This window comes from Paraburkholderia sp. ZP32-5, assembly GCF_021390495.1.
Classification (GTDB): Bacteria; Pseudomonadota; Gammaproteobacteria; order Burkholderiales; family Burkholderiaceae; genus Paraburkholderia.
The window spans coordinates 704,149-724,779 of record NZ_JAJEJP010000003.1 but is presented as its reverse complement, the minus strand read 5'-3'; the positions used below and the strand labels follow the sequence as shown (position 1 = coordinate 724,779).

18 protein-coding genes are annotated in these 20,631 nt (G+C 60.7%); 14 read left to right on the top strand and 4 right to left on the bottom strand.

Annotated features, from left to right (window positions below; genetic code table 11):
- Nucleotides 1-49: 49 nt before the first annotated feature.
- Nucleotides 50-541, top strand: coding sequence for a GNAT family N-acetyltransferase (locus L0U82_RS35740; RefSeq protein WP_233838436.1), 492 nt, complete (start codon nt 50-52; stop codon nt 539-541).
- Nucleotides 542-667: 126 nt separating this feature from the next.
- A complete protein-coding gene (locus tag L0U82_RS35735) occupies nt 668-991 on the top strand; it encodes a hypothetical protein (protein WP_233838434.1) in 324 nt (107 codons plus the stop codon).
- Between the two features lie 127 nt (nt 992-1,118).
- Here the strand turns inward: L0U82_RS35735 and L0U82_RS35730 are convergent, their stop codons facing one another.
- Entirely contained in the window at nt 1,119-2,027 is a 909-nt protein-coding gene (locus L0U82_RS35730) for a helix-turn-helix domain-containing protein (RefSeq protein WP_326489791.1), read from the bottom strand.
- A 265-nt stretch (nt 2,028-2,292) separates the two neighbouring features.
- On the opposite strand from L0U82_RS35730, the gene L0U82_RS35725 reads away from it, so the two are divergent.
- The 9 genes from L0U82_RS35725 to L0U82_RS35685 all read left to right on the top strand — a co-directional run bounded on the left by L0U82_RS35725 (nt 2,293) and on the right by L0U82_RS35685 (nt 13,820).
- Complete coding sequence (locus tag L0U82_RS35725; protein ID WP_233838432.1) at nt 2,293-3,351, top strand: porin; 1,059 nt, start codon at nt 2,293-2,295, stop codon at nt 3,349-3,351.
- 339 nt (nt 3,352-3,690) lie between these two features.
- Nucleotides 3,691-4,947, top strand: coding sequence for an MFS transporter (locus L0U82_RS35720; protein WP_233839342.1), 1,257 nt, complete (start codon nt 3,691-3,693; stop codon nt 4,945-4,947).
- Between the two features lie 69 nt (nt 4,948-5,016).
- Complete coding sequence (locus L0U82_RS35715; RefSeq protein ID WP_233838431.1) at nt 5,017-5,865, top strand: dihydroorotate dehydrogenase electron transfer subunit; 849 nt, start codon at nt 5,017-5,019, stop codon at nt 5,863-5,865.
- Nucleotides 5,858-6,808 carry a dihydroorotate dehydrogenase gene (locus L0U82_RS35710; RefSeq protein WP_233838430.1) on the top strand — a complete coding sequence of 317 codons (951 nt, stop codon included), beginning with the start codon at nt 5,858-5,860 and terminating at the stop codon, nt 6,806-6,808. The genes L0U82_RS35715 and L0U82_RS35710 overlap by 8 nt, the downstream gene beginning before the upstream one ends.
- Before the next feature lie 89 nt (nt 6,809-6,897).
- The gene (locus L0U82_RS35705) at nt 6,898-8,151 is read left to right on the top strand and encodes a Zn-dependent hydrolase (protein WP_233838429.1); all 1,254 of its coding nucleotides are present in this window, start codon (nt 6,898-6,900) and stop codon (nt 8,149-8,151) included.
- A gap of 27 nt (nt 8,152-8,178) precedes the next feature.
- Nucleotides 8,179-9,234, top strand: coding sequence for a dihydroorotase (pyrC, locus tag L0U82_RS35700; protein WP_233838428.1), 1,056 nt, complete (start codon nt 8,179-8,181; stop codon nt 9,232-9,234).
- Nucleotides 9,235-9,265: 31 nt separating this feature from the next.
- Nucleotides 9,266-10,735 (top strand): aspartate ammonia-lyase, encoded by a 1,470-nt coding sequence (aspA, locus tag L0U82_RS35695; RefSeq protein WP_233838427.1) that lies wholly within the window; start codon nt 9,266-9,268, stop codon nt 10,733-10,735.
- A gap of 213 nt (nt 10,736-10,948) precedes the next feature.
- Nucleotides 10,949-11,458, top strand: a complete 510-nt coding sequence (locus L0U82_RS35690; RefSeq protein WP_233838426.1) for an orotate phosphoribosyltransferase — start codon at nt 10,949-10,951, stop codon at nt 11,456-11,458.
- 94 nt (nt 11,459-11,552) lie between these two features.
- On the top strand, nt 11,553-13,820 hold the full coding sequence (locus tag L0U82_RS35685; RefSeq protein ID WP_233838424.1) for an NADP-dependent malic enzyme: 2,268 nt from the start codon (nt 11,553-11,555) through the stop codon (nt 13,818-13,820).
- Between the two features lie 84 nt (nt 13,821-13,904).
- Here L0U82_RS35685 and L0U82_RS35680 read toward each other — a convergent pair whose 3' ends face one another.
- Both L0U82_RS35680 and L0U82_RS35675 read right to left on the bottom strand, forming a co-directional pair.
- Nucleotides 13,905-14,426 (bottom strand): DNA-binding protein, encoded by a 522-nt coding sequence (locus tag L0U82_RS35680; RefSeq protein WP_233839340.1) that lies wholly within the window; start codon nt 14,424-14,426, stop codon nt 13,905-13,907.
- Nucleotides 14,427-14,722: 296 nt separating this feature from the next.
- Complete coding sequence (locus L0U82_RS35675) at nt 14,723-15,469, bottom strand: TetR/AcrR family transcriptional regulator (protein WP_233838422.1); 747 nt, start codon at nt 15,467-15,469, stop codon at nt 14,723-14,725.
- Between the two features lie 152 nt (nt 15,470-15,621).
- Here L0U82_RS35675 and L0U82_RS35670 point away from each other — a divergent pair, with 152 nt between their 5' ends.
- From L0U82_RS35670 to L0U82_RS35660, 3 genes are read left to right on the top strand one after another with little or no spacing between them, the layout of a single operon-like run.
- Nucleotides 15,622-16,695: a hypothetical protein gene (locus L0U82_RS35670; RefSeq protein WP_233838420.1), complete on the top strand. Its 1,074-nt coding sequence runs from the start codon at nt 15,622-15,624 to the stop codon at nt 16,693-16,695.
- Between the two features lie 22 nt (nt 16,696-16,717).
- Entirely contained in the window at nt 16,718-18,070 is a 1,353-nt protein-coding gene (locus L0U82_RS35665) for an MFS transporter (RefSeq protein WP_233838418.1), read from the top strand.
- Between the two features lie 26 nt (nt 18,071-18,096).
- The gene (locus L0U82_RS35660; protein WP_233838417.1) at nt 18,097-19,707 is read left to right on the top strand and encodes an acyl-CoA synthetase; all 1,611 of its coding nucleotides are present in this window, start codon (nt 18,097-18,099) and stop codon (nt 19,705-19,707) included.
- 76 nt (nt 19,708-19,783) lie between these two features.
- Here L0U82_RS35660 and L0U82_RS35655 read toward each other — a convergent pair whose 3' ends face one another.
- Nucleotides 19,784-20,572, bottom strand: a complete 789-nt coding sequence (locus L0U82_RS35655; RefSeq protein ID WP_233838416.1) for a DeoR/GlpR family DNA-binding transcription regulator — start codon at nt 20,570-20,572, stop codon at nt 19,784-19,786.
- Between the last annotated feature and the right edge of the window lie 59 nt (nt 20,573-20,631).

The following is a 20,631-nucleotide window of genomic DNA, read 5'->3' as shown; positions in this document are numbered from 1 at the left end:
ATCATGTCATTCGCACTAATTTGGAGCGGATTTTCCGCTCGCTTCGCAAATGACGACTCCCACCTTCCGAACCGCGTGTCCCACTGATGTCGACCGCTGCTTCCAGATTGAGACTTCGGCCTATGAAGGCGACGAAGCTGCCACACGAGAAAAGATCGCCATTCGAATTGCCCAGTATCCGCAGGGCTTCCTCGTCATGGAGCTACACGGCACCGTGATCGGCTTCATCAACTGCGGCTGTGCCGACGAGGTCGTGATGTCCGACGAGGCGTTCAAGGAGCTGGTCGGACACGATCCTGCTGCCCCCAACGTGGTGATCATGTCCGTGGTGATAGACCCAGCGCACCAGGGACAAGGCTACGCATCTCTTATGATGCGTGCCTTCGTTGCACGCATGTCGGAGCTTGGCAAGAAGACCATTCATCTGATGTGTAAAGAGCGCCACGTCGCGCTTTATGAACGGTTAGGCTATCGCTATGTCAGGCTGTCCACGTCGGATCATGGCGGTATGTCATGGCATGAGATGGTGCGGATTCTTTAGAACAAAGGTCGGCCGAGAATTATCCATTGTCTTTTTTTTTAGACGGATGCATTATGTAGCAGACGACCCGCTGGCTCGCCACACTAGCCCGGATGTCGTCCGTTCCCTACCGTTCAAGGACACAAAATGGATCTGCAGCTCGCAAGTGTTTGGCTCGAGCGCCCGCACGTTGGCTTTTCGGATATTCACCAGTTTGCTACCCAGTGTCGCGACGCAGCCGCGGCTTCCGGACGCGAGTCCGCTGCCCTCGTGCTGCTCGCCGAGCGCGCGGCCGCGTTCAGCGAACGCCATGAAGGCGTGGCGCTATCGACGGAAGTCGTTGATGAGTTCCTTGCCGGCTTGCGGCAGGATACGAGAGCGTTGAAGGAGTCCAGTGCGGCGTCGGACGCTGCTTTCCTGGAGGCTCTTAATCGGTTTGCGGCCAAACTGGCACCGGCCATTGTCGTCTGAAGTTTGCGCGCACAACGAGGGTGTGCGCCAACACATGCCTGTGGTTCTGAAGTGCGCGTGAGCGTTCATGCACGCGCACGCATAGGCAGCGACGAAGAGCGACCGCCGGGCTACGGTCTAACCACGACTAGCTACGCTCGAGCAACGCCTGCAACTGGCGTGCGCCGTCTCGCCCCTTGGCGGCGCCGACCCAAAGCCTCTCGATCAAGCCGCGATACATTCGCACCGCGTCCGTCGATGTCGTGATCGTTGCAATACCCGTTCGCACGTTAGGAAGTTCGCCAAGCCGGAACGGCGACACCGCTACGTGCTGACTGCCCGGCTCCTCGAAAATCTGGAAGGTTTCGCTCGGCAGGTTGTCGCTGACGATACCGACCTGAACGCCGATCGGGTCGCTGTTCAACACCTCGATCATGTGCGCGACTTCCTTGCGCGCCGCGAGCTTGCGTTCAAGCTGCACACCTGAAGGCAGACCCAGACGCCCTACCAGACCATGGTGCAGGAACTGCTCGACCTGGCGCAGTCCGATCAGGCTGAGAATGCTCGGCCGATGCTGCTCGAAGAGTCTGCGGCGGGCCGCGAGAATTTTCAGCACATCGCTATTAATACGCTTTGAGCTTTCGCCAGTGAGTTCCGGCGGCACGCTTTCTTCGAGCATCGTGCGCAGATACTGCGCGTAAGCATCGGAGGTGAGCAGGAATGAAATCGGATCGAAGTTCGCGAGTATGCGCGTGGAACGCGACTCGAGCTGACGCATGCGCTCGAAGTAACTGACCGCGGAGTCGTGATATTCGGATTCGACGCCGAGCAGGTTCGGCAATGTCACTTCAAGTAGCGCCGCGAGGCGCTCGAGCGTTTCGATCTTGATGATCTCTCCGCGCTCGAGGTTGTAGACCGCGGCCCGCGAAATCGCCAGCCGCCCGGCGATGTCGTCGGAGCGCAGTCCGCGCGCCATCCGATAGGCGCGAAGGCGCTCGCCGATAGCGAGGAAGTCGAATGTGGGCGCTGTTTTGCGGAAATCTGAAACGTCGGCCACGTTACATCCTCGTATAAAAAACCAAACTGATTGTACCTCACACGACCGTTCGTACGATGACACCAGGGAAATTCCTGGCGTATTTTCGACGAAATTCCAGAGATTTTTCTATTTTGTATACTTGTCGTTTTTTTTGGACGATCGCAAGATACGTGTGTGACGCCGGCCCATGCGCGCGCCACAGATGCCCGAAATGCGTCGGCGACACGGACGACGCAAACCGGAACACCACGCGGCTGTCAGCAGAAACGAACAAGAGGTTTTCATGTCTGGTGCAAAATTCAAACTCCTGCCGAGTCTTTGTCTTCTCGGCTCCGCTGCGCTAAGCGCGCCCGCTTTCGCGCAATCGTCGGTGCAGCTCTATGGTCTGATCGATACGTTCGTCGGAGCCGTGAAAAATCCCGGCGGCCGTACGGCAGTGGTAACTCAAGGCGGCGGGATGTCCACGTCTTACTGGGGACTGCGCGGTACCGAAGACCTGGGCGGCGGCTATTCGACGTTCTTCGTGCTTGAAAGCTATTTCCAGCCTCAGAACGGCAGCTACGGCCGCTTCACGAACGACAGCTTCTTTTCGCGCAACGCGTATGTCGGCATTGCCACGCCCTATGGCTCCATTCGCGCAGGCAGATTAACGACACCGCTATACATTTCGACCATCAACCTCAATCCGTTTTTCAATTCGTACACGTTTTCCCCGTGGATTTTTCACACGTATAAAGGATTAGGCCCACAGGGCGTGGTGGGCGATTCGGGCTGGAACAATGCCGTCGCTTATACGTCGCCGACTATCGGCGGCGTGAACGGCACGTTGATCTACTCGTTCGGCAATACCGCGGGCGACGCCGGCGCACACAAGTGGGGCGGCACGCTCAACTATGCAAACGGTCCGCTCGTACTGGCGGCCAATTATCAGTACATCAACTACAGCAATGTAGCGGGCGATATCGCCACTGCACTGCCGGCGGTAATGGGCCTTAAAAGCCAGGATACCGTGCAGCTTGGTGGCGCGTACAACTTCACGATCGTGCGCGTGTTCGCCGGCTACATGAACATTCGCGACCACGCCACGCTCGGCACTACGACGACAAACTCAGAACAGCTTGGGGTCTCCGTGCCGGTCGGCGTCGGATCGGTGCTCGGGGACTTCGCCTATTCGAAATCGAGCGGCCCGAATAGCGGCAACGTTCACCGCACCACTTGGGCAGTGGGTTACGACTATCCACTGTCGAAGCGCACCGACATCTACGCCGCGTTCAAATATGACCACTTCGCGAGCCAATCCACGGGCCTCACTTACGGCGCCGGCATTCGTCACAGCTTTTGACGAAGCGGTCGGAAGCGGTCGGCGGATGGCCGTTTACGGGTTTTCACCAACGTAAATTGCATTGCGAGCCGAACTAAAACCGCGTAGTCTAAATATTTAGACGAGACGCTGAATCATCGAAATTCAGCACCCGAGACAACGAGCTTTCCATACAATCCACTACCCGTGGCGTCGCGAACTCAGCGCATTACATGAGTTTCCCGCTCAAGGTTCATCGAGAGGATCTGTGTCGCACGCTTCGTCTATTTTTTTGTATGGATAGCGTCATCGCTTGAGACACAGGCCTGACCGCCTGTTCTGGATTGAAGGAAAGGAAGTCTCCACATGGAGGAAGTAGTAATGGAAGCGAATGCAAATGCAACGGCTCACGATGCCGCTGCAACAGCCCCGGACGTCAGCCGTCCCAACAAATACGCGTGGAAAGCGCTGGCCGGTTCAGCAATCGGCTATGCAATGGATGGCTTCGACCTGCTCATTCTGGGGTTCATGCTGCCGGCCATCGCGCTCGAGTTGCATCTGAGCACGCAGCAGTCGGGCGCGCTCGTCACATGGACGCTGATCGGCGCAGTGGCCGGCGGCATCCTGTTCGGCGCGCTGGCGGACCGGTTCGGCCGTATCCGTGTTTTGACGTGGACGATCGTGATCTTCGCGTTGTTCACCGGCTTGTGCGCTTTTGCACGTAGCTTCTGGGACCTGCTGGTCTACCGGACGATCGCGGGTATCGGCCTCGGCGGCGAGTTCGGCATCGGCATGGCGCTGGCCGCCGAAGCATGGCCGGCGAAACATCGCGCGCGCGTCTCGTCGTATGTCGCGCTCGGCTGGCAGACCGGCGTGCTTGCCGCCTCGCTGCTCACCCCGCTGCTGCTTCCGCATATCGGCTGGCGCGGCATGTTCATGCTCGGCGTCGCACCGGCGCTCGTTGCATGGGTCGTGCGTAACAAGCTGCACGAACCCGAAGTCTTCGTGCGCAGTGCCAAAACGGCGACCAACAAGCGCAATGCGTTCAAGCTGCTCGTGGCCGACGCACGCACGACTCGCACCAGCCTCGGCATCGTCATTCTGTGTTCGGTTCAGAACTTCGGCTACTACGGCATCATGATCTGGCTGCCGACCTACCTCGCGAAAACGCTTGGATTCGGTCTCACGAAGTCGGCGCTGTGGACCTCCGTCACGATCCTCGGAATGATGGTTGGGGTCTATCTGTTCGGCCAACTGGCCGACCGCATTGGACGCAAACCGACATTCCTGCTTTTCCAGGCGGGTGCAGTCGCGATGGTCATCATGTACTCACGACTCTCCGATCCGGGCGTCATGCTGTGGGCCGGCGCGCTGATGGGCATGTTTGTCAACGGCATGATCGGCGGCTACGGCGCGCTGATGTCCGAGGCCTACCCGACAGCCGCGCGCGCTACCGCGCAAAACGTTCTCTTTAACATCGGCCGCGCGGTCGGCGGCCTGGGTCCCATCGTTGTAGGCGGTATCGCCGCGGCTTATTCGTTGCAACTCGCGATTGCGCTGCTCGCCAGCATCTATGTACTCGACATGGTCGCAACGATTTTTCTCATCCCCGAGTTGAAGGGCGCGGAACTGGAATAACCAGGCAGTTTGCCGCGAGCCTCCCGGTTCCCTATCCGGCTCGCGGCGTTATCGAAGAGCGGAGTCATCATGTCAGCAAGCCCGTGCAGCGCCGAAAACGCTGCCACTGTCGCTTCCTATCGTTGCAAAGTCGCTGAGCACTATTGGGTCAATCAGCGCTACAAGTACCTCCGTCTGGAAGCAGACGCGCCCATTGCGTCGATCACGAAGGCCGGGCAGTTCTACCAGCTCAAATGTCCGACGACGCTGGAACATGAACCGTTCCTGCTGCGTCCGATGAGCGTCTATGGCGCGGGTCCGGAAAACAACCGTATCGAGTTTCTCTACAACGTCACGGGCGTCGGCACCAAGGCGTTGGCGAGCTTGCACGAAGGCGCCTATATGGACATCGTCGGGCCGCTCGGCAACACGTTCACCTTCAGCGCGAACTATCGCCGCATTCTGGTGGTCGCGCGCGGCGTCGGCCTGGCAACGATGGCGCCGTTGATCAAACAGGCGCACGGCGCGGGTGTCGATATCACCGCGGTGATGTCGGCGCGTTCGCCGGCCGACCTGATGGAAAAAGAGTTTTTGCGCGGCGCGAGCGCGGATGTTCGCAGTGTGTTCGATGCCGACGGCAGCTCGTCGGTCGAAGCCATGGAGGTACTGCTTCGCGAGCTTATCGAAACGCAACGCCCCGACGCTGTCTACACGTGCGGCTCGCATCGTCTGCTGATGCTGTTGCAGCGCGTGCTTGCCGACTATCCGCGAATCACCGCCGAAGTCGCGATGGAACAACGGATGGCGTGCGGCATGGGCGTGTGCCTGTCGTGCGTCAGGCTGTTCGATTGCGACGGTGACCGTCAATTCCTTCGCGTCTGTCGCGAAGGCCCTGTATTTCCCATCCGCGAGGTGGTTGGGGAGGTGGAATTTGGCTAATTTAAATGCCCGGGTTGGCGAGCTGATCTTGCGCAACCCCGTGATGCCGGCATCCGGCTGTTTCGCGATCGAATATCAGGAAGCGCTGGATCTCAATCGCCTCGGCGCGCTCGTGGTGAAGAGCGTGTCGCCGAAGTCGCGCGCCGGCAATCCGACGCCGCGCGTGGCGGATAGCTACAGCGGCATGCTCAATTCGATCGGTATCCCGAGCAAAGGGCTCGAGTACTACCGCGAGCACGTGCTGCCGCCTTATCTGAAGTTCGACACACCGGTCGTCGTGTCAATTTCGGCCGACACCGCCGACGAGTTCGCCGACGCTTGCGAAGAAATGTCGCTGCCGGAAGTCGCCGCGATCGAGGCCAACATCTCGTGTCCGAATCTCGAAGCGGACGGTATGGCATTCGCGATGTCGCCCGATACGACTTACAAGGCCGTGTCGGCGATTCGCCGCCGTACCAGTCACCCGTTCTGGGTCAAGCTCACGCCTAACGCGAGCAACATCGCGACGGTCGCGCGAGCCGCTGAAGACGCGGGCGCGGACGCAATCGTGATGGGCAATACAGTGCTCGGCATGGCCATCGACGTTCGAACGCGCAAGCCGAAACTCGGCAACGTGATGGGCGGCCTGTCCGGTCCCGCGATCAAACCGATCGCGGTACGGCTCGTGCATCAGTGCTACCGGTCAGTGAGGATTCCGATTATCGGTTGCGGTGGCATTCAAAGTGCCGAAGACGCGGTCGAATTCATGCTCGCCGGCGCCAGTGCGGTGCAGGTTGGCACAGCGTCGTTCCGCGACCCGGGCGTGATGCAGAAGATCATCGACGGTCTCGACACGTACTGCACCGAAATGGGCGTCGAAAGCATTCGGGACCTGACCGGCCAGGTGAAGCTGGACCGTCAGTTGAGCGACCGCTGGCTGCGCTTTGCGCAGCAGTCGGGCTGACTCCTCGATGCGTGAAGGCAGTTCGTTCATCGGCTGCCTTCGCGAACACGCCGGAGCGTACCGGCTGATCGTGCTAATGGACAGGCATCATGGAAATACTTGAGCTTACCGGGCTCGCGCAAAAGCTCTTTGACGATATTCGCGCACTCTCGTCCGACGGTGTCGGCGTCACGCGAGACAGCTACGGCGCCGGTGAATCCGCGGCGGCCGATTATCTGCGGCACTTTGCCGAGCAGCATGGGTTGCACGTCGAAGCAGACCGTGCCGCCAATCTCGTCTTCAGTCTGCCCGGCGGCGACACCGGGCGGCCGGCGGTCTGGGTCGGCTCGCATATGGATTCGGTGCCGCAGGGCGGCAACTTCGACGGCCTCGCGGGCGTCATCGCGGGCCTGCTGTGTCTGGTCGAACAGAAGACGCGCGATCGGCCTTCGGCTACGCCGCTACGCGTCATCGCATTTCGCGGTGAAGAAAGCGCGTGGTTCGGTAAGGCCTATATGGGTTCGGGCTCGATCTTCGGCAAGCTGTCCGCCGATGATCTCGAACTCAAGCACCGAACCTCCGGAAAATCACTTGCCAGCTATATGCAGCAGGTTGGCGCGGACGTCGCCGCGATTGCGACTCAGGAACCACTGTTCGACAAGTCGGAAGCGAAGGCCTATCTCGAACTGCATATCGAGCAAGGTCCCATCATGGTCGCCCGCAAGATCGCACTCGGGGTCGTTCCGGGTATTCGCGGCAATGTGCGTCACAACCGGATCACCTGTGTCGGCGAGGCTGGTCACTCGGGCGCGGTGCCGCGCTGGCTGCGTCACGATGCGATGTTTGCCGTCGCGGATCTGATCACCCGGCTCGACGAACATTGGCGCGTACTACTCGAACGCGGCATCGATCTCGTCGTCACGACGGGTATCGTGGGCACCGATCCCGCGGAGCACTCTATCTCGCGCATTCCTGGCACTGTGCACTTCAGCTTCGAGGCACGCAGCAAGAGTCAGGACACGCTCGAAGGGTTTTACCAGCTGATGCGCACCGAGTGTCGATCGATTTCGCGCGAACGTGGCGTGAAATTCGAATTCGATCGCCGGCTCGAATCGTCGCCGGCCACGATGGACGAGAAGATCTGCGCCGAACTCGCGCAGTCATGCGAACGCATCGCAACACCGTATGAAATCGTGCCGAGCGGCGCGGGACACGATGCATCGCTGTTCGCCAACGCGGGCATCCCGAGCGGCATGCTGTTCATCCGCAATGAGAACGGCTCCCACAATCCACACGAAGCGATGGACCTCGATGATTTCATGCTTGGCGTGCGTGTGCTTGCTGACACCATCGATCATCTGTAACGAGTCCGCTTCGGCCAAGGAATAGCCATGGTTCAATCAATTACGCTGCGCCGCCCGGATGATATGCATCTGCATCTGCGCGACGACGCCATGCTTCGTACTGTGCTGCCCTATTCGGTACGCCAGTTCGCCCGGGCGATCGTGATGCCCAATCTGAAGCCGCCCGTCACGACCGTAGCGGCTGCGCGAGCCTATCGCGAACGTATTCTTCAGGCCTTGCCCGCCGGCTCTGCATTCGAACCGCTGATGACCTGCTATCTGTGCGACGGCACCGATGCGGCGGAAATCGAGGCTGGATTCAAAGAGCGCGTATTTACCGCGGTGAAGTTGTATCCCGCGGGCGCGACCACGCATTCCGAGTATGGCGTGACCGGAATCGACAGAATCGCCCGCGTGCTCGATGTCATGCAGGAACTCGGCATGCCGCTTCTTATTCACGGTGAAAGCACTGACCCGAGTGTCGACGTGTTCGACAGGGAAGCCGTTTTCCTCGACCACACGCTCAAACCGTTGCTCGATACGTTTCCCGCGTTGAAGGTTGTACTCGAACACATCACCACTGAACAGGCCGCGAACTTCGTCGCGGCGGACACCAGTGGCCGCCTCGCTGCGACCATTACGCCGCAGCATCTGCTTTTCAACCGGAACGCGATGTTCACGGGCGGGCTGCGTCCGCACTATTACTGCCTGCCGGTGCTGAAGCGCGAGCAGCATCGACTTGCACTTCGGCGCGTCGCGACTTCCGGCTCACGCGCGTTCTTTCTTGGCACCGATTCAGCGCCGCACGAGCGCGGCACGAAAGAAGCAGCGTGCGGGTGCGCCGGTATCTTCAGCGCACCGACAGCACTCGAAGCGTACCTGACAGTATTCGACGAAGAAGGTGCGCTCGAACACTTCGAAGCGTTCGCCAGCGAAAACGGTCGCCGCTTTTACGGTCTACCGCCGAACGAAGGCACCGTCACGTTGACGCGCGAGCGTATTAACGCTCCACGCAGCATTGCACTTGAGAACGGCAAATCAATTGAAACGTTCATGGGAGGCGACGAATTGCGCTGGCGCCTCGTCGATCCATCGAACGCATGAACTGCTATTGGAAGATCCATCGGAGAGCACGATGAGCAATCAGAAATTCCGCGTCGAGTATGACCTGCTTGGCGAACGACAGGTGCCGCAGGAAGCGTACTACGGCGTGCACACGCTACGGGCAAAAGAAAACTTCGAGATTTCAGGCACGGCTATATCAGCCTATCCCAATCTCGTCATTGCACTGGCGGCCGTCAAGCAGGCCGCGGCAATGGCCAATGCCGAACTCGGTTTGCTGCGGCCGGATTTGCGCGACGCGATCGTTGCCGCGTGCATCGAGTTGCGCGAGGGCCGATTGCAAGATCAGTTCGTCGTCGACATCATTCAGGGCGGCGCGGGTACGTCGACGAATATGAACGCCAACGAAGTCATCTGCAATCGCGCGCTTGAGCTGATGGGCCACGAGCGCGGCGAGTACATGTATCTTCATCCGAACGAACATGTCAATCTCGCGCAGAGTACGAACGACGTCTATCCGACCGCACTGCGCATCGCCACCTTCTTTGCGATCGAACATTTGCTCGAAGCGATGGCGCGGCTGCATGCGGCGTTCGACGAAAAGGCCGTCGAATTCGCCGGCCTGTTGAAGCTCGGCCGCACTCAACTACAGGACGCGGTTCCAATGACGTTGGGTCAGGAGTTCTCGACCTATGCGGTCATGATCGACGAGGATATGGCGCGCCTGCGTGAAGCGTCGACGCTGATTCGCGAAATCAACCTTGGCGCCACCGCCATCGGTACGGGTATTACCGCTCATCCGGAATACGCGCGCAAGGCGCTCGAAGCGCTGAAGCAAATCACCGGCATCGAGCTGAGCACCGCACCCAATCTGATTGAAGCGACTCAGGACTGCGGCGCGTTCGTGCAGATTTCCGGCGTATTGAAGCGCATTGCCGTGAAGCTCTCGAAAACCTGCAACGACTTGCGCCTGCTGTCGAGCGGACCGCGCGCGGGCTTCGGAGAAATCAATCTGCCGCCGATGCAGGCCGGCTCTTCCATCATGCCCGGCAAGGTCAATCCGGTGATCCCGGAGGTCGTCAATCAGGTGGCGTTCGAGGTATTCGGCAACGACATCACCGTGACCTTTGCCGCCGAGGGCGGTCAGCTCCAGCTCAATGCATTCGAGCCGATCATTGCAAGTGCGCTGTTCCGCAGTTTCAGGCACCTGAGCGCGGCTTGCATCACGCTTGCGGAGAAATGCGTGAAGGGCATCACCGCGAACGCGGAGCACTTGCGTGAAACGATGGACCGCTCGCTCGCACTGGCCACGGCGTTGAACCCCTATATCGGCTACAAGAACGCGACGGCGGTTGCCGCGGAAGCGCATATGCAAGGCACGACGATCAGAGAGGTGGTGCTGCGGCGCCAGTTGATGACCGAAACGCAACTCGACGAGGCGCTACGGCCGGAAGCGCTTATCGAACCGCGTATTTACGAAAACCTGGCGAACGTCGTTGCTGTTTCGGGAGCCGGTCACGAACAGAATGTCGTTGCACAGTAAATCATTGCATTCGCCATAACGAGTATCGGAGTTTGTATGTCGACGTCACGCACGGAGCTCGCGCTCACCACTACAGTCGCAAAGGCACTCATTGAAGCTGGGTGTGTTCAGTTTCGCGTTGACGAGCCGTTTCGCCTGCCCTCAGGGTGGACCAGTCCGGTCTATATGGATTGCCGCCGGCTGGTTTCGTTTCCAAAGCTTCGGCACGATCTCGTGAATAAAGCGCTGCAATTGCTGAGCGAGCGCAATTGCCTTGAAGGCGTCGATGCGATCGTCGGCGCGGAGTCCAGCGGAATAGCACTGGCTGCATGGGTAGCGCAAGCACTGCAATTGCCGCTTCAATACGTACGAAAGAAAGCGAAAGGTCTTGGCCCGTCGACACAGATCGAAGGCGTGGTCGAAGCCGGCGATCGCGTGTTGCTGGTCGATGACCTGATGGCCGCCGGCGAGTCGAAGCGCGAGTTCTGCCGCGCGCTCAACGAAGTCGGCGTGACGATGAAAGACATCTTCGTGATTTTCGACTACAGCGTGTTTCCAACGGCAGAGGTGCTGGAGCGTTGGGGCGTCACCGTTCATTCGCTGGCAGCCTGGCAAGACGTTCTGGTGGCCGCGAGAACGGATGGGCTTGCCGACAATCGCTCACTGAATGAGCTCGAAGCGTTTCTGAATGACCCTGTCGGCTGGTCTCATGCTCACGGTGGTGTCGTTTGGACTCGACGTTAAGGCTGCTGGCTAAAACACGTATGTAATGAAGCTCGATGTGCATTGCGTCGCACCCACGTGCAGCGTTTCCAACCTGAAAAGAATCAGAACACCCATGAACGAGCAGTTCAAGCAAAGCGCTCTCGCCTACCACCAGAATCCGAAACCCGGCAAGATTTCGGTCACGCCCACCAAGCCGCTGTCGAACCAGCTCGACCTGTCGCTGGCTTATTCGCCGGGCGTCGCCGCGGCCTGTATGGCGATCTACGAAACCCCGCTCGATGCGCAGAAGTACACCTCGCGCGGCAACCTCGTCGGCGTGATCACGAACGGCACCGCGGTGCTCGGTCTCGGTAACATCGGCCCGCTCGCCGCCAAGCCGGTGATGGAAGGCAAGGGGTGCCTGTTCAAGAAGTTCGCCGGCATCGACGTGTTCGACATCGAACTGAACGAATCCGATCCGGACAAGCTCGTCGAAGCGATCGCGATGCTCGAGCCGACGCTCGGCGGCATCAACCTCGAAGACATCAAGGCGCCCGAGTGCTTCTACATCGAGAAGAAGCTGCGCGAGCGCATGAAGATTCCGGTCTTCCACGACGATCAGCACGGCACCGCGATCATCGCGTCGGCTGCGATCCTGAACGGCCTGAAGGTGGTCGGCAAGAAGCTCGACGAAGTGAAACTGGTCTGCTCTGGCGCTGGCGCCGCGGCGATTGCGTGTCTGGATCTGCTGGTCAACCTCGGCCTGTCGAAGCAGAACATCCTCGTCACCGACTCGAAGGGCGTGATCTACGAAGGTCGCGGCAATCTCGATCCGTCGAAGGAGCGTTATGCGGCCAACACCGAGGCGCGCACGCTGGCTGATGCAATCCGTGGCGCCGACGTGTTCCTCGGCTGCTCGAGCGCCGGTGTGCTCAAGCCCGAGATGGTCGTCGAAATGGGCACCCAGCCGCTGATCCTCGCGCTCGCGAACCCGGAGCCGGAAATCCGCCCGGAAGACGCGAAGAAGGTGCGCCCGGACGCAATCATCGCGACGGGCCGTTCGGACTATCCGAACCAGGTCAACAACGTGCTGTGCTTCCCGTTCATCTTCCGTGGCGCGCTCGATGTCGGCGCAACCACCATCACCGAAGAGATGAAGCTCGCCTGCGTGCGCGCGATCGCCGAGCTGGCCGAAGAAACCGACCAGGGCGATGAAGTCGCGAAGGCGTACGAAGGCCACTCGCTCGAATTCGGCCCCGAGTACCTGATTCCGAAGCCGTTCGACCCGCGCCTGATCATCAAGATCGCGCCGGCCGTCGCGCAGGCGGCGATGGATTCGGGCGTCGCAACCCGTCCGATCAAGGACATGGACGCGTACCGCGAGGAACTCGGCACCACCGTCTACCGTACCGGCATGGTGATGCGGCCGGTGTTCGCGGCGGCGAAGGCCGCGCCCGCGCGCATCGTGTTCGCCGAAGGCGAAGACGAGCGCGTGCTGCGCGCCGCGCAGTTCGTGCTGCTGGAGAAGATCGCCAAGCCGATCCTGGTCGGCCGTCCGTCGGTGATCGAGATGCGTCTGAAGAAGATGGGCTCGAAGCTGAAGTGCGGCGAGGACTTCGAGATCGTCGATCCGGAAGACGATCCGCGCTACCAGCAGTGCTGGCAGGCGTATCACGAACTCGGCGCGCGCGTGGGCGTGACGCCGGATGTCGCGAAGGCTGCGATGCGCAAGTTCAACACGCTGATCGGCGCGATCCTCGTGCGTCTGGGCGAAGCCGACGGCATGATCTGCGGGATGATCGGTCAGTACCACACGCATCTGAACTTCATTGATCAGGTGCTCGGCAAGGCCGACGATGTGCAGAACTTCGCCGCGATGAACCTGCTGATGCTGCCGGGCCGCAATCTGTTCATCTGCGACACGTACGTGAACGAAATGCCGACGGCTGAACAGCTCGCCGACATGACGCTGCTCGCCGCGCGCGAGATCGAGAAGTTCGGCATTACGCCGAAAGTCGCGCTGCTGTCGAACTCGAACTTCGGCAGCGCGCCGTCGTCGTCTTCGCAGCGCATGGCTGCGGCGCGCAAGCTGATCACGGAGCGCGCACCGTCGCTGGAAATCGACGGTGAAATGCACGGCGACGCGGCGCTGTCGGAAACGATCCGCAAGGCCGCGTTCCCCGGCACGACGCTCGCCGGTGAAGCGAACCTGCTGATCATGCCGAACGTCGAAGCGGCGAATATCGCGTACAACCTGCTGAAGGTGGTGGGCGGTGAAGGCGTGACGGTCGGTCCGTTCCTGCTGGGCGCGGAAAAGCCGGTGCATATCCTGACGCCGGCCGCGACCGTGCGACGGATCATCAATATGACGGCGGTGGCTTCGGCGAATGTGATGCGTTAAGAGTTTGGTTGCTGCTGCGATAAGCGGCGGCAATCTGGCAATGCTGCGTTTCGGTCTTTACTTTCGGTCTTTACACTAGATCGATTACTCGAACGTCGACTCGACGAATGCCTTGACCTGATCGAGTGACGACAGGCATTGGCCGCTATAGCCCATGGCCCGAAATTCCTGTTCCGGTCCAAAGCACGCGAATGGCCTGTGAAAGCGCTGTGCCAGCGAAATTTCGTCGATCGTACCCGGGCCGCCGGGCAGCGCAATCACCACGTCGCTGCTGAGAATGTTCACGTAATTGCGGCTCAGCGCATTGGGCTCCGCATCGGGTTCGCGGCGTGGCAACGGCGTAATGATCGGCACATCGACATACGGATTCGGGTAGCCGTCCAGCGGTACAAAACCTGCGAGTGAATCCGTACGCGTTGGTAAGACGGCAATCGATCGGCCGCCACGATCAGGCACGCTGCAGAATGCACGCGTGACCGCCAGCATCACACCCTGCCCTCCGCCGGTCAGCACGTTATATCCGGCTGAAGCAATCCAGTGGCCGAGTGGTTCCGCCAGATCGGACCACTGTGTTTTTCCGGATCCCATCACGCCGATCGTCTTCATTCGCATTTTCGCCTGGCTCCTTAAAAGTATCGACGGTTAGCACCGCGCGCTATCTCCGATGGATATGTGCGCAGTAATCGCAACGTCTGCCACCGCAGGCGATATTGTGTCCGATACGCTGGCCAGCGGCGAGCGAAACGTCGCTTCGCTGCCGTCGATGAGACGATGTGATGCGCGGGTCGAAGCTATAGATCCTGGTGCTTTCTCCATATGCTACATATCCCCGATTATTTCAGCGCCTATTACGCGATATATCCGGCGACTGTCTGGCTTGCGGTCCGACGACCAAACCAGTTTCACGACGCGGCATCGACAGCTCCATCAGGATCCCTCGGCCGTTTACTCCGCGCCTTACCCACACGCGCCCGCGCATCCCCCCCCTGATGCGCAACCGGCAACAACACCCGTTGCCAGATCGCCGTCAGTTCTTGCGCGAAGGCCTTCGCATCCTTGCACGCCAGAGCGAACGCAGGATTACGCACGACGAACGCTTCCCGCAAGACATCGTCGACCATCGAGCCGAGACAATGAATGCGTAGCTCGAGCGCCTGCTCGCTCTCCGCGCATTCCGTGCTCGCGCGGATGCGTGTGAGAATCCGGCGCGTCCACAGTGCGTTGATGCGCTGCCTCTCCAGCAGCATATCCGGCGCGATACTCATCAATTCGCGCACGCGCTCCATCAACGCCGCGTTATTCGCGTAGTGCAACACGTACGCGTAATGCGTCAGGAAAATGCTCTCTTCGACGGTATCGCCGCCGGCCGCTTGTGAAAGCGTCTCAAGCGTCATCGTCCGGAATTCGCCCAGTACCTCGGTCACGATCTCGTCGATCGAGCGGAAATACTGATAGATGGTCGGACGCGATACGCCCGCCTCGGCCGCCACCTGATCCATATTCAACTGCCCGACGGGCGTAGTCTCGAGACACTGCGCCGCAGCAACTTTCAGCTGCCGACGCGTGCGCTCCCCTTTCTTCAGACCAGCTTCCGCCGCAAGGTGGGCCATCCGGCCGGCAAAGGTATCCAATTCTTTTTTTCTTGCCATTTTCTGACGCTCGTGTCAGGATAAATTTATGACGACAGTGTCAGTTTAACGCAGATGAAACGCAGACGAGCGTGGCCACTGCATTGCCTGCGCAACATCCGCGCTGCAGCGCACGCTCCTAGTCCCTCATATAGTCCCCGACAGGATGACCAATGAAGATCGACGATCCTTCCTTCTCACACGATGCCCTCGCCTCCTTGCGCTTCCAGAGCCAGCTTGCCTCTGCATTTCTCGGACGCACGTTCTCCGGCCTGACCGCGATCGCCTATCGCGAACTCGGCGAGGACGCGGTCAACGAGTTGTGGTTTCGCACGCTGACCAGTCATCAAGGCGATCGCTACGAGGAAGGCCTGCGCAAGCTAGGCATCGAGAACGAACCAGCAGCGGTGGCAGCGGCGAAATATCACTATTTCACCAACATCATCGGCGGACTGAAGATGGAGTACGTCGAGGAGTCGCCGCGCAAGGTATGGATTCGCTATATGGCGCCGATGTGGACATACGCCGGTGTCGCGTTGATGGCGATGCCCGCCAGCGTGCGCCGCACGGTGTTCGGCTCCTGGCATCCGCGCAATGGCCGCTACATGGGTAACCCCCGGCTCGGCTATGTCGCGACCAAGTTCTCGATGGATGGTGATCCGTACGACGAAGGTTACTTCTACGAATACGACCGCGACCTGCGCGAAGACGAAACCTATCGCATCGAAGTAGTACGCCACACGCCCGCCTTCGACCCCGCGCGCGCGCCGGTTCTGAATCCTGACCTTTGGCCCGAACCGCGCATGCTGAAAGCGCGGCCAAAGTTTTCGGCAGGCTACGTGCAGGCGACCATCGACAGTCTGTACTGGATGGTCGGTGAACTGCGTACGCATCAGATCGTGCGCAATACGATGCGCATGCTCGCGATCCAGATGGCACCGCAACTCGTCGAGCAAACCGGCGTGACCTCGCAAGACGTGCCGGGCATTCTGCGCTTTCACGAAACGCTGCTGAAGGCACTTGGCCGTGAGGTATCGGTTGAATCGACGAGCGCAACCAGTGGGCGCCTGCATCTATACACGTACAAGCCGTTCGATGACCGCTATCCGCCCGAACTGCATCAGGCCTTCTTCGAATTCCATTCGATGGCCACGCGGATGATTAGCGGCACCGTAAAAATCACCCGCGAGGAGACCTCGTCCGGCGAAGTCTGGCATCTGACCGAAACGGGCAACTGGCTTTACTAACGCTGATCTGGAAGGAGCAGCCGTGAAGAACCTGACGCAGAGCGCAACTGCCGGCGATCGCATGCACGCCGCGCAAGATGTTTCATCCAGCAAGAAGCTGAGATTGCTTGCCGGCACGTCAGCCGGCAACTTCGTCGAGTGGTTCGATTTCGCCGTGTATGGCTATTCGGCGTCGACCATTGCGAAGCTGTTCTTTCCCGGCAGCGACCCGACTTCGGGCCTGCTCGCCACGCTCGCGATCTTCGGCGTGACGTTCCTGTTCCGTCCGGCCGGCGGCATCTTTTTCGGCAAGCTCGGCGATCGCATCGGCAGGCGTAACACGCTGGCCATCATCATTCTGATGATGGGTGCGTGCACGACGCTGATCGGTGTGCTGCCTACCTATGCAAACGCCGGCATGCTCGCGCCGCTGCTGCTCGCCGTGCTGCGACTCGGCCAAGGCTTCTCCGGCGGCGGCGAGGCGTCGGGCAGTTCGACGTTCCTCAGCGAGCATGCACCCAGTGCGCGGCGCGGATTCTGGACCGGCATCTCGAACTCGTCACAGACATTGCCATTCGTGGTGGCAGCAATACTGATGACCATCATCGAAGCGTCGATGTCGAAAGACGCGTACATGTCATGGGGCTGGCGTATTCCGTTTCTGCTGTCCGCGCCGCTGTCGCTGGTCGGACTGTACCTGCGCACGAAACTGGACGACACCCCTGCGTTCGTCGACCTCGCGCGCTCCGGCCGCATCGTCGAGGCACCGGTCAAGGCCGTGCTCACGCATTACCGCAGGCAGATTCTGCTGCTCGCTGGCGTTGCGTCGCTGAACGCGCTCGCGTTCTACACAATGTCGAGCTATATGACGACCTACCTGAAGCAGGTGATCGGCTTGAGTCCGACCATCAGCCTCGTATCGAACGCGCTCGCGCTTCTGCTTTACAGCGCGCTGATTCCGTTCTTCGGCAGCCTCGGCGATCGCTATGGCCGCAAGCGCATTCTGTTCACCGGCGCAATCGGCCTGGTGCTGTCGCCGGTGCCCGGTTATCTGCTGGCCGCGCAAGGCGGCATGCTCAACGCGATCCTCGGACAGTTTCTGATCACGGTATTTCTGACGCTGACGGCATCGGTCGTCGCGGTCGTGCAATGCGAACTGTTTCCGACCGAAGTGCGCTACACCGGCGCCGCGCTCGGCTACAACCTCGGCTACATGCTGTTCGGAGGCACCGCGCCGTTCGTCGCGCAATACCTGGTGGTGCTCACCCATGCGCCGCTCGCGCCGGCCTTCTATATGTCGACGATCGCGATCCTCGCGTTGGTGCCGATCGCAATGCTGCCCGAAACTGCCGGCATGCGGATGTCGCGCGCCAATCAATCCTTCACGTCGCATTGACACGCCCGAGCGGAAATCACCAACCCATGTCTGACGCCGAATACACAGAAGAACGCGCCGTGGATGCCGCAACCGAATCCGACCGCGAGCGTTACCAGCACTGGCACGACACGTATCGCTGGCATGTGCCGGAGCGCTACAACGTCGCGCGCGACGTGTGCGACAAACATCCGCCGGAACGGCTCGCGATGATCGTCACGGGCGAAGCGCTCGAAGACCGCTTCGTCTACTGGCGCGAAATCCAGAGTCTCGCCAATCGCTTCGCGAACGCGCTGGCCTCGCAGGGCGTGCGCGCCGGCGATCGGGTGGCCGTGCTGATGCCGGCATCGGTCGATACCGCCGCCGCGATCCTCGGCATTCTTAAACTAGGCGCGATCGGCGTGCCGATGGCCGCGCTGTGGAGCGACGAGTCGCTTGCTTATCGGCTTCAGGCTGCGCAGGTCGCGCTGCTGATCGTCGACGATACGAATGCGGCGCGTGCACTCGGCAATACCCATCGCACGCTGCGCCACGACGCAGCGCATATCGCGTCGTTCGACGACACGTTCGTCACGGCCGACACCCGCGCCGACGATCCCGCGTTGATCTATTTCACGTCCGGCTCGACCGGTCATCCGAAGGGCGTCGTCGCACCGCATCGCGGATTGATCGGGCACAACGAGTTCGAGGTATGCCAGGACTTGCGCGAAGGCGAACGCTCTTACTGGATGGGCGACTGGGCATGGGGCGTCTACAAGGTTCTCGGACCCTGGCGCTATGGCGCGGTCAATCTCGTGCACGTATCGGCCAAACGCTACGATCCGGAGGGGCTGCTCGCCGCGCTGAGCCGCCATCAGGTGAGCAACGTATTCCTGAACCCGAGCGGCCTGCGTCTGATGATGAATGCGGTGCCCGACGCCGGCACACGCTATCCGCAAGCGTTCCGGATCTGTTGCAGCGCGAACGAGCCGCTCGGCAAAAGCGAAGCGACGTGGTTCAAACAGCAGTTCGGCATCGATGTACTGGAAAACTACGGCATGACCGAGGCCTATCCGATGATCGGCAACTTCGCCGGCTTGCGTATCAAGCCCGGTTCGATGGGTCGCCCGGTGCCCGGCTGGGACGTGCAACTGCTCGACGACGCCGAACGACGAGTCGCGGTTGGCGAGCAAGGCGAAATCTGTCTGCGCGCGCGCAGCAACCCGCAGTTTCCGCTCGGCTACTGGAACCGCCCCGACGATACACAGGCCGTGTTCGGCGGCGAGTGGTTCCATACCAACGATCTCGCGGTGCAGGATAGCGATGGTTTCTACTGGTACATCGGACGCAAGGATGATGTGATCAAGGCGTCCGGTTATCGCATCAGTCCGTTCGAAGTCGAGGAGGCCTGCTGCCAGCATCCGGCGGTGGCGGCGGCCGGTGTAATCGGCGTAGTGGATGCCGAGCGTGGCTCGCGCGTGAAGGCCTACATCGTGCTGGCCAGCGGCTATAGCGCAAGCATGCAGGTAGCCAACGACATCCGCGAATTTGTGCGCGACGCGCATTCGCAATTCGGCTACCCACGGGTAATCGAGTTCATCGACGAATTGCCGAGTTCACAGTCCGGCAAGGTCAATCGCAAGGCGCTGCGGCTGCGCGAACGCGGCACGGAGTTTTGACCTGTCGGCAGGCTGACACCTCACGAAGCAAGCTCGCGCACGGCGTCCCGCAGCCGATGCTCGTCGCGAACGTCTATCAACGCCCCTCTGCGTCAGCCACAACGATCGCCTCGATCGTCAGCCCTGCAAGATTGCGAAACGCCTGCAACCCGCTATGCGACGCGCTAGCGTCGGTGATCAGCGTCCACGGCTTTTCGAGCGGCGCCCAGTGCTGCTGGCTGTCACGATTGAGCTTGTCGGCGGTCACGAGCACGAACAGGCCGGCGGCCTGGCGCATCAGGCATTCCTTCAGGTAGGCCTGGTCGGCCGTCGCTTCGCACAGGCCGCGCCCCGGTACCACGCCATCGGCGCCGAGAAACGCCTTGTCGACGGTGATGCGCGTCAGCGCGAGCTGCGCGATCGGCCCGAGCGTGCTCATGCTCGATTCGCGCACCTCGCCGCCTATCAACGTGAGCGGCACGTTGCTGCCGGTCAGCGCCTGCACGACCAGCAGGTTGTTCGTCACCACCTGAATGTCGTGCCGGCCCGAGCGCGCGAGAGCCCGCGCGAGCGCGGCGGTGGTCGTGCCGCTGTCGAGAAAAATGGTATCGCCCGTGCGCACATGGGCGGCCGCCGCCTGGCCGATCGCGTCCTTCTCGGCCTGAAAACTCTGGCGGCGCTGTTCGAGCGATTCCTCGGGCGCGTGGTCGCTCACCGAAGCCGCGCCGCCGTACGTGCGCAGAATCAGCCCCTCGTCGGCGAGCGCGCGCAGATCGCGGCGCACGGTCGCCTCCGACATGCCGAAGTGCTCGCACAACTCGAACACTTCGGTCATGCCGCCAAGGACGGCTTTGAGCATGGCTTCACGACGACGGGCTACTTTCATGGGTGTTCAGCGTTGGGTTCGGGACGTCGCCGGGCGACGAGGCAGACCGTATGGACACT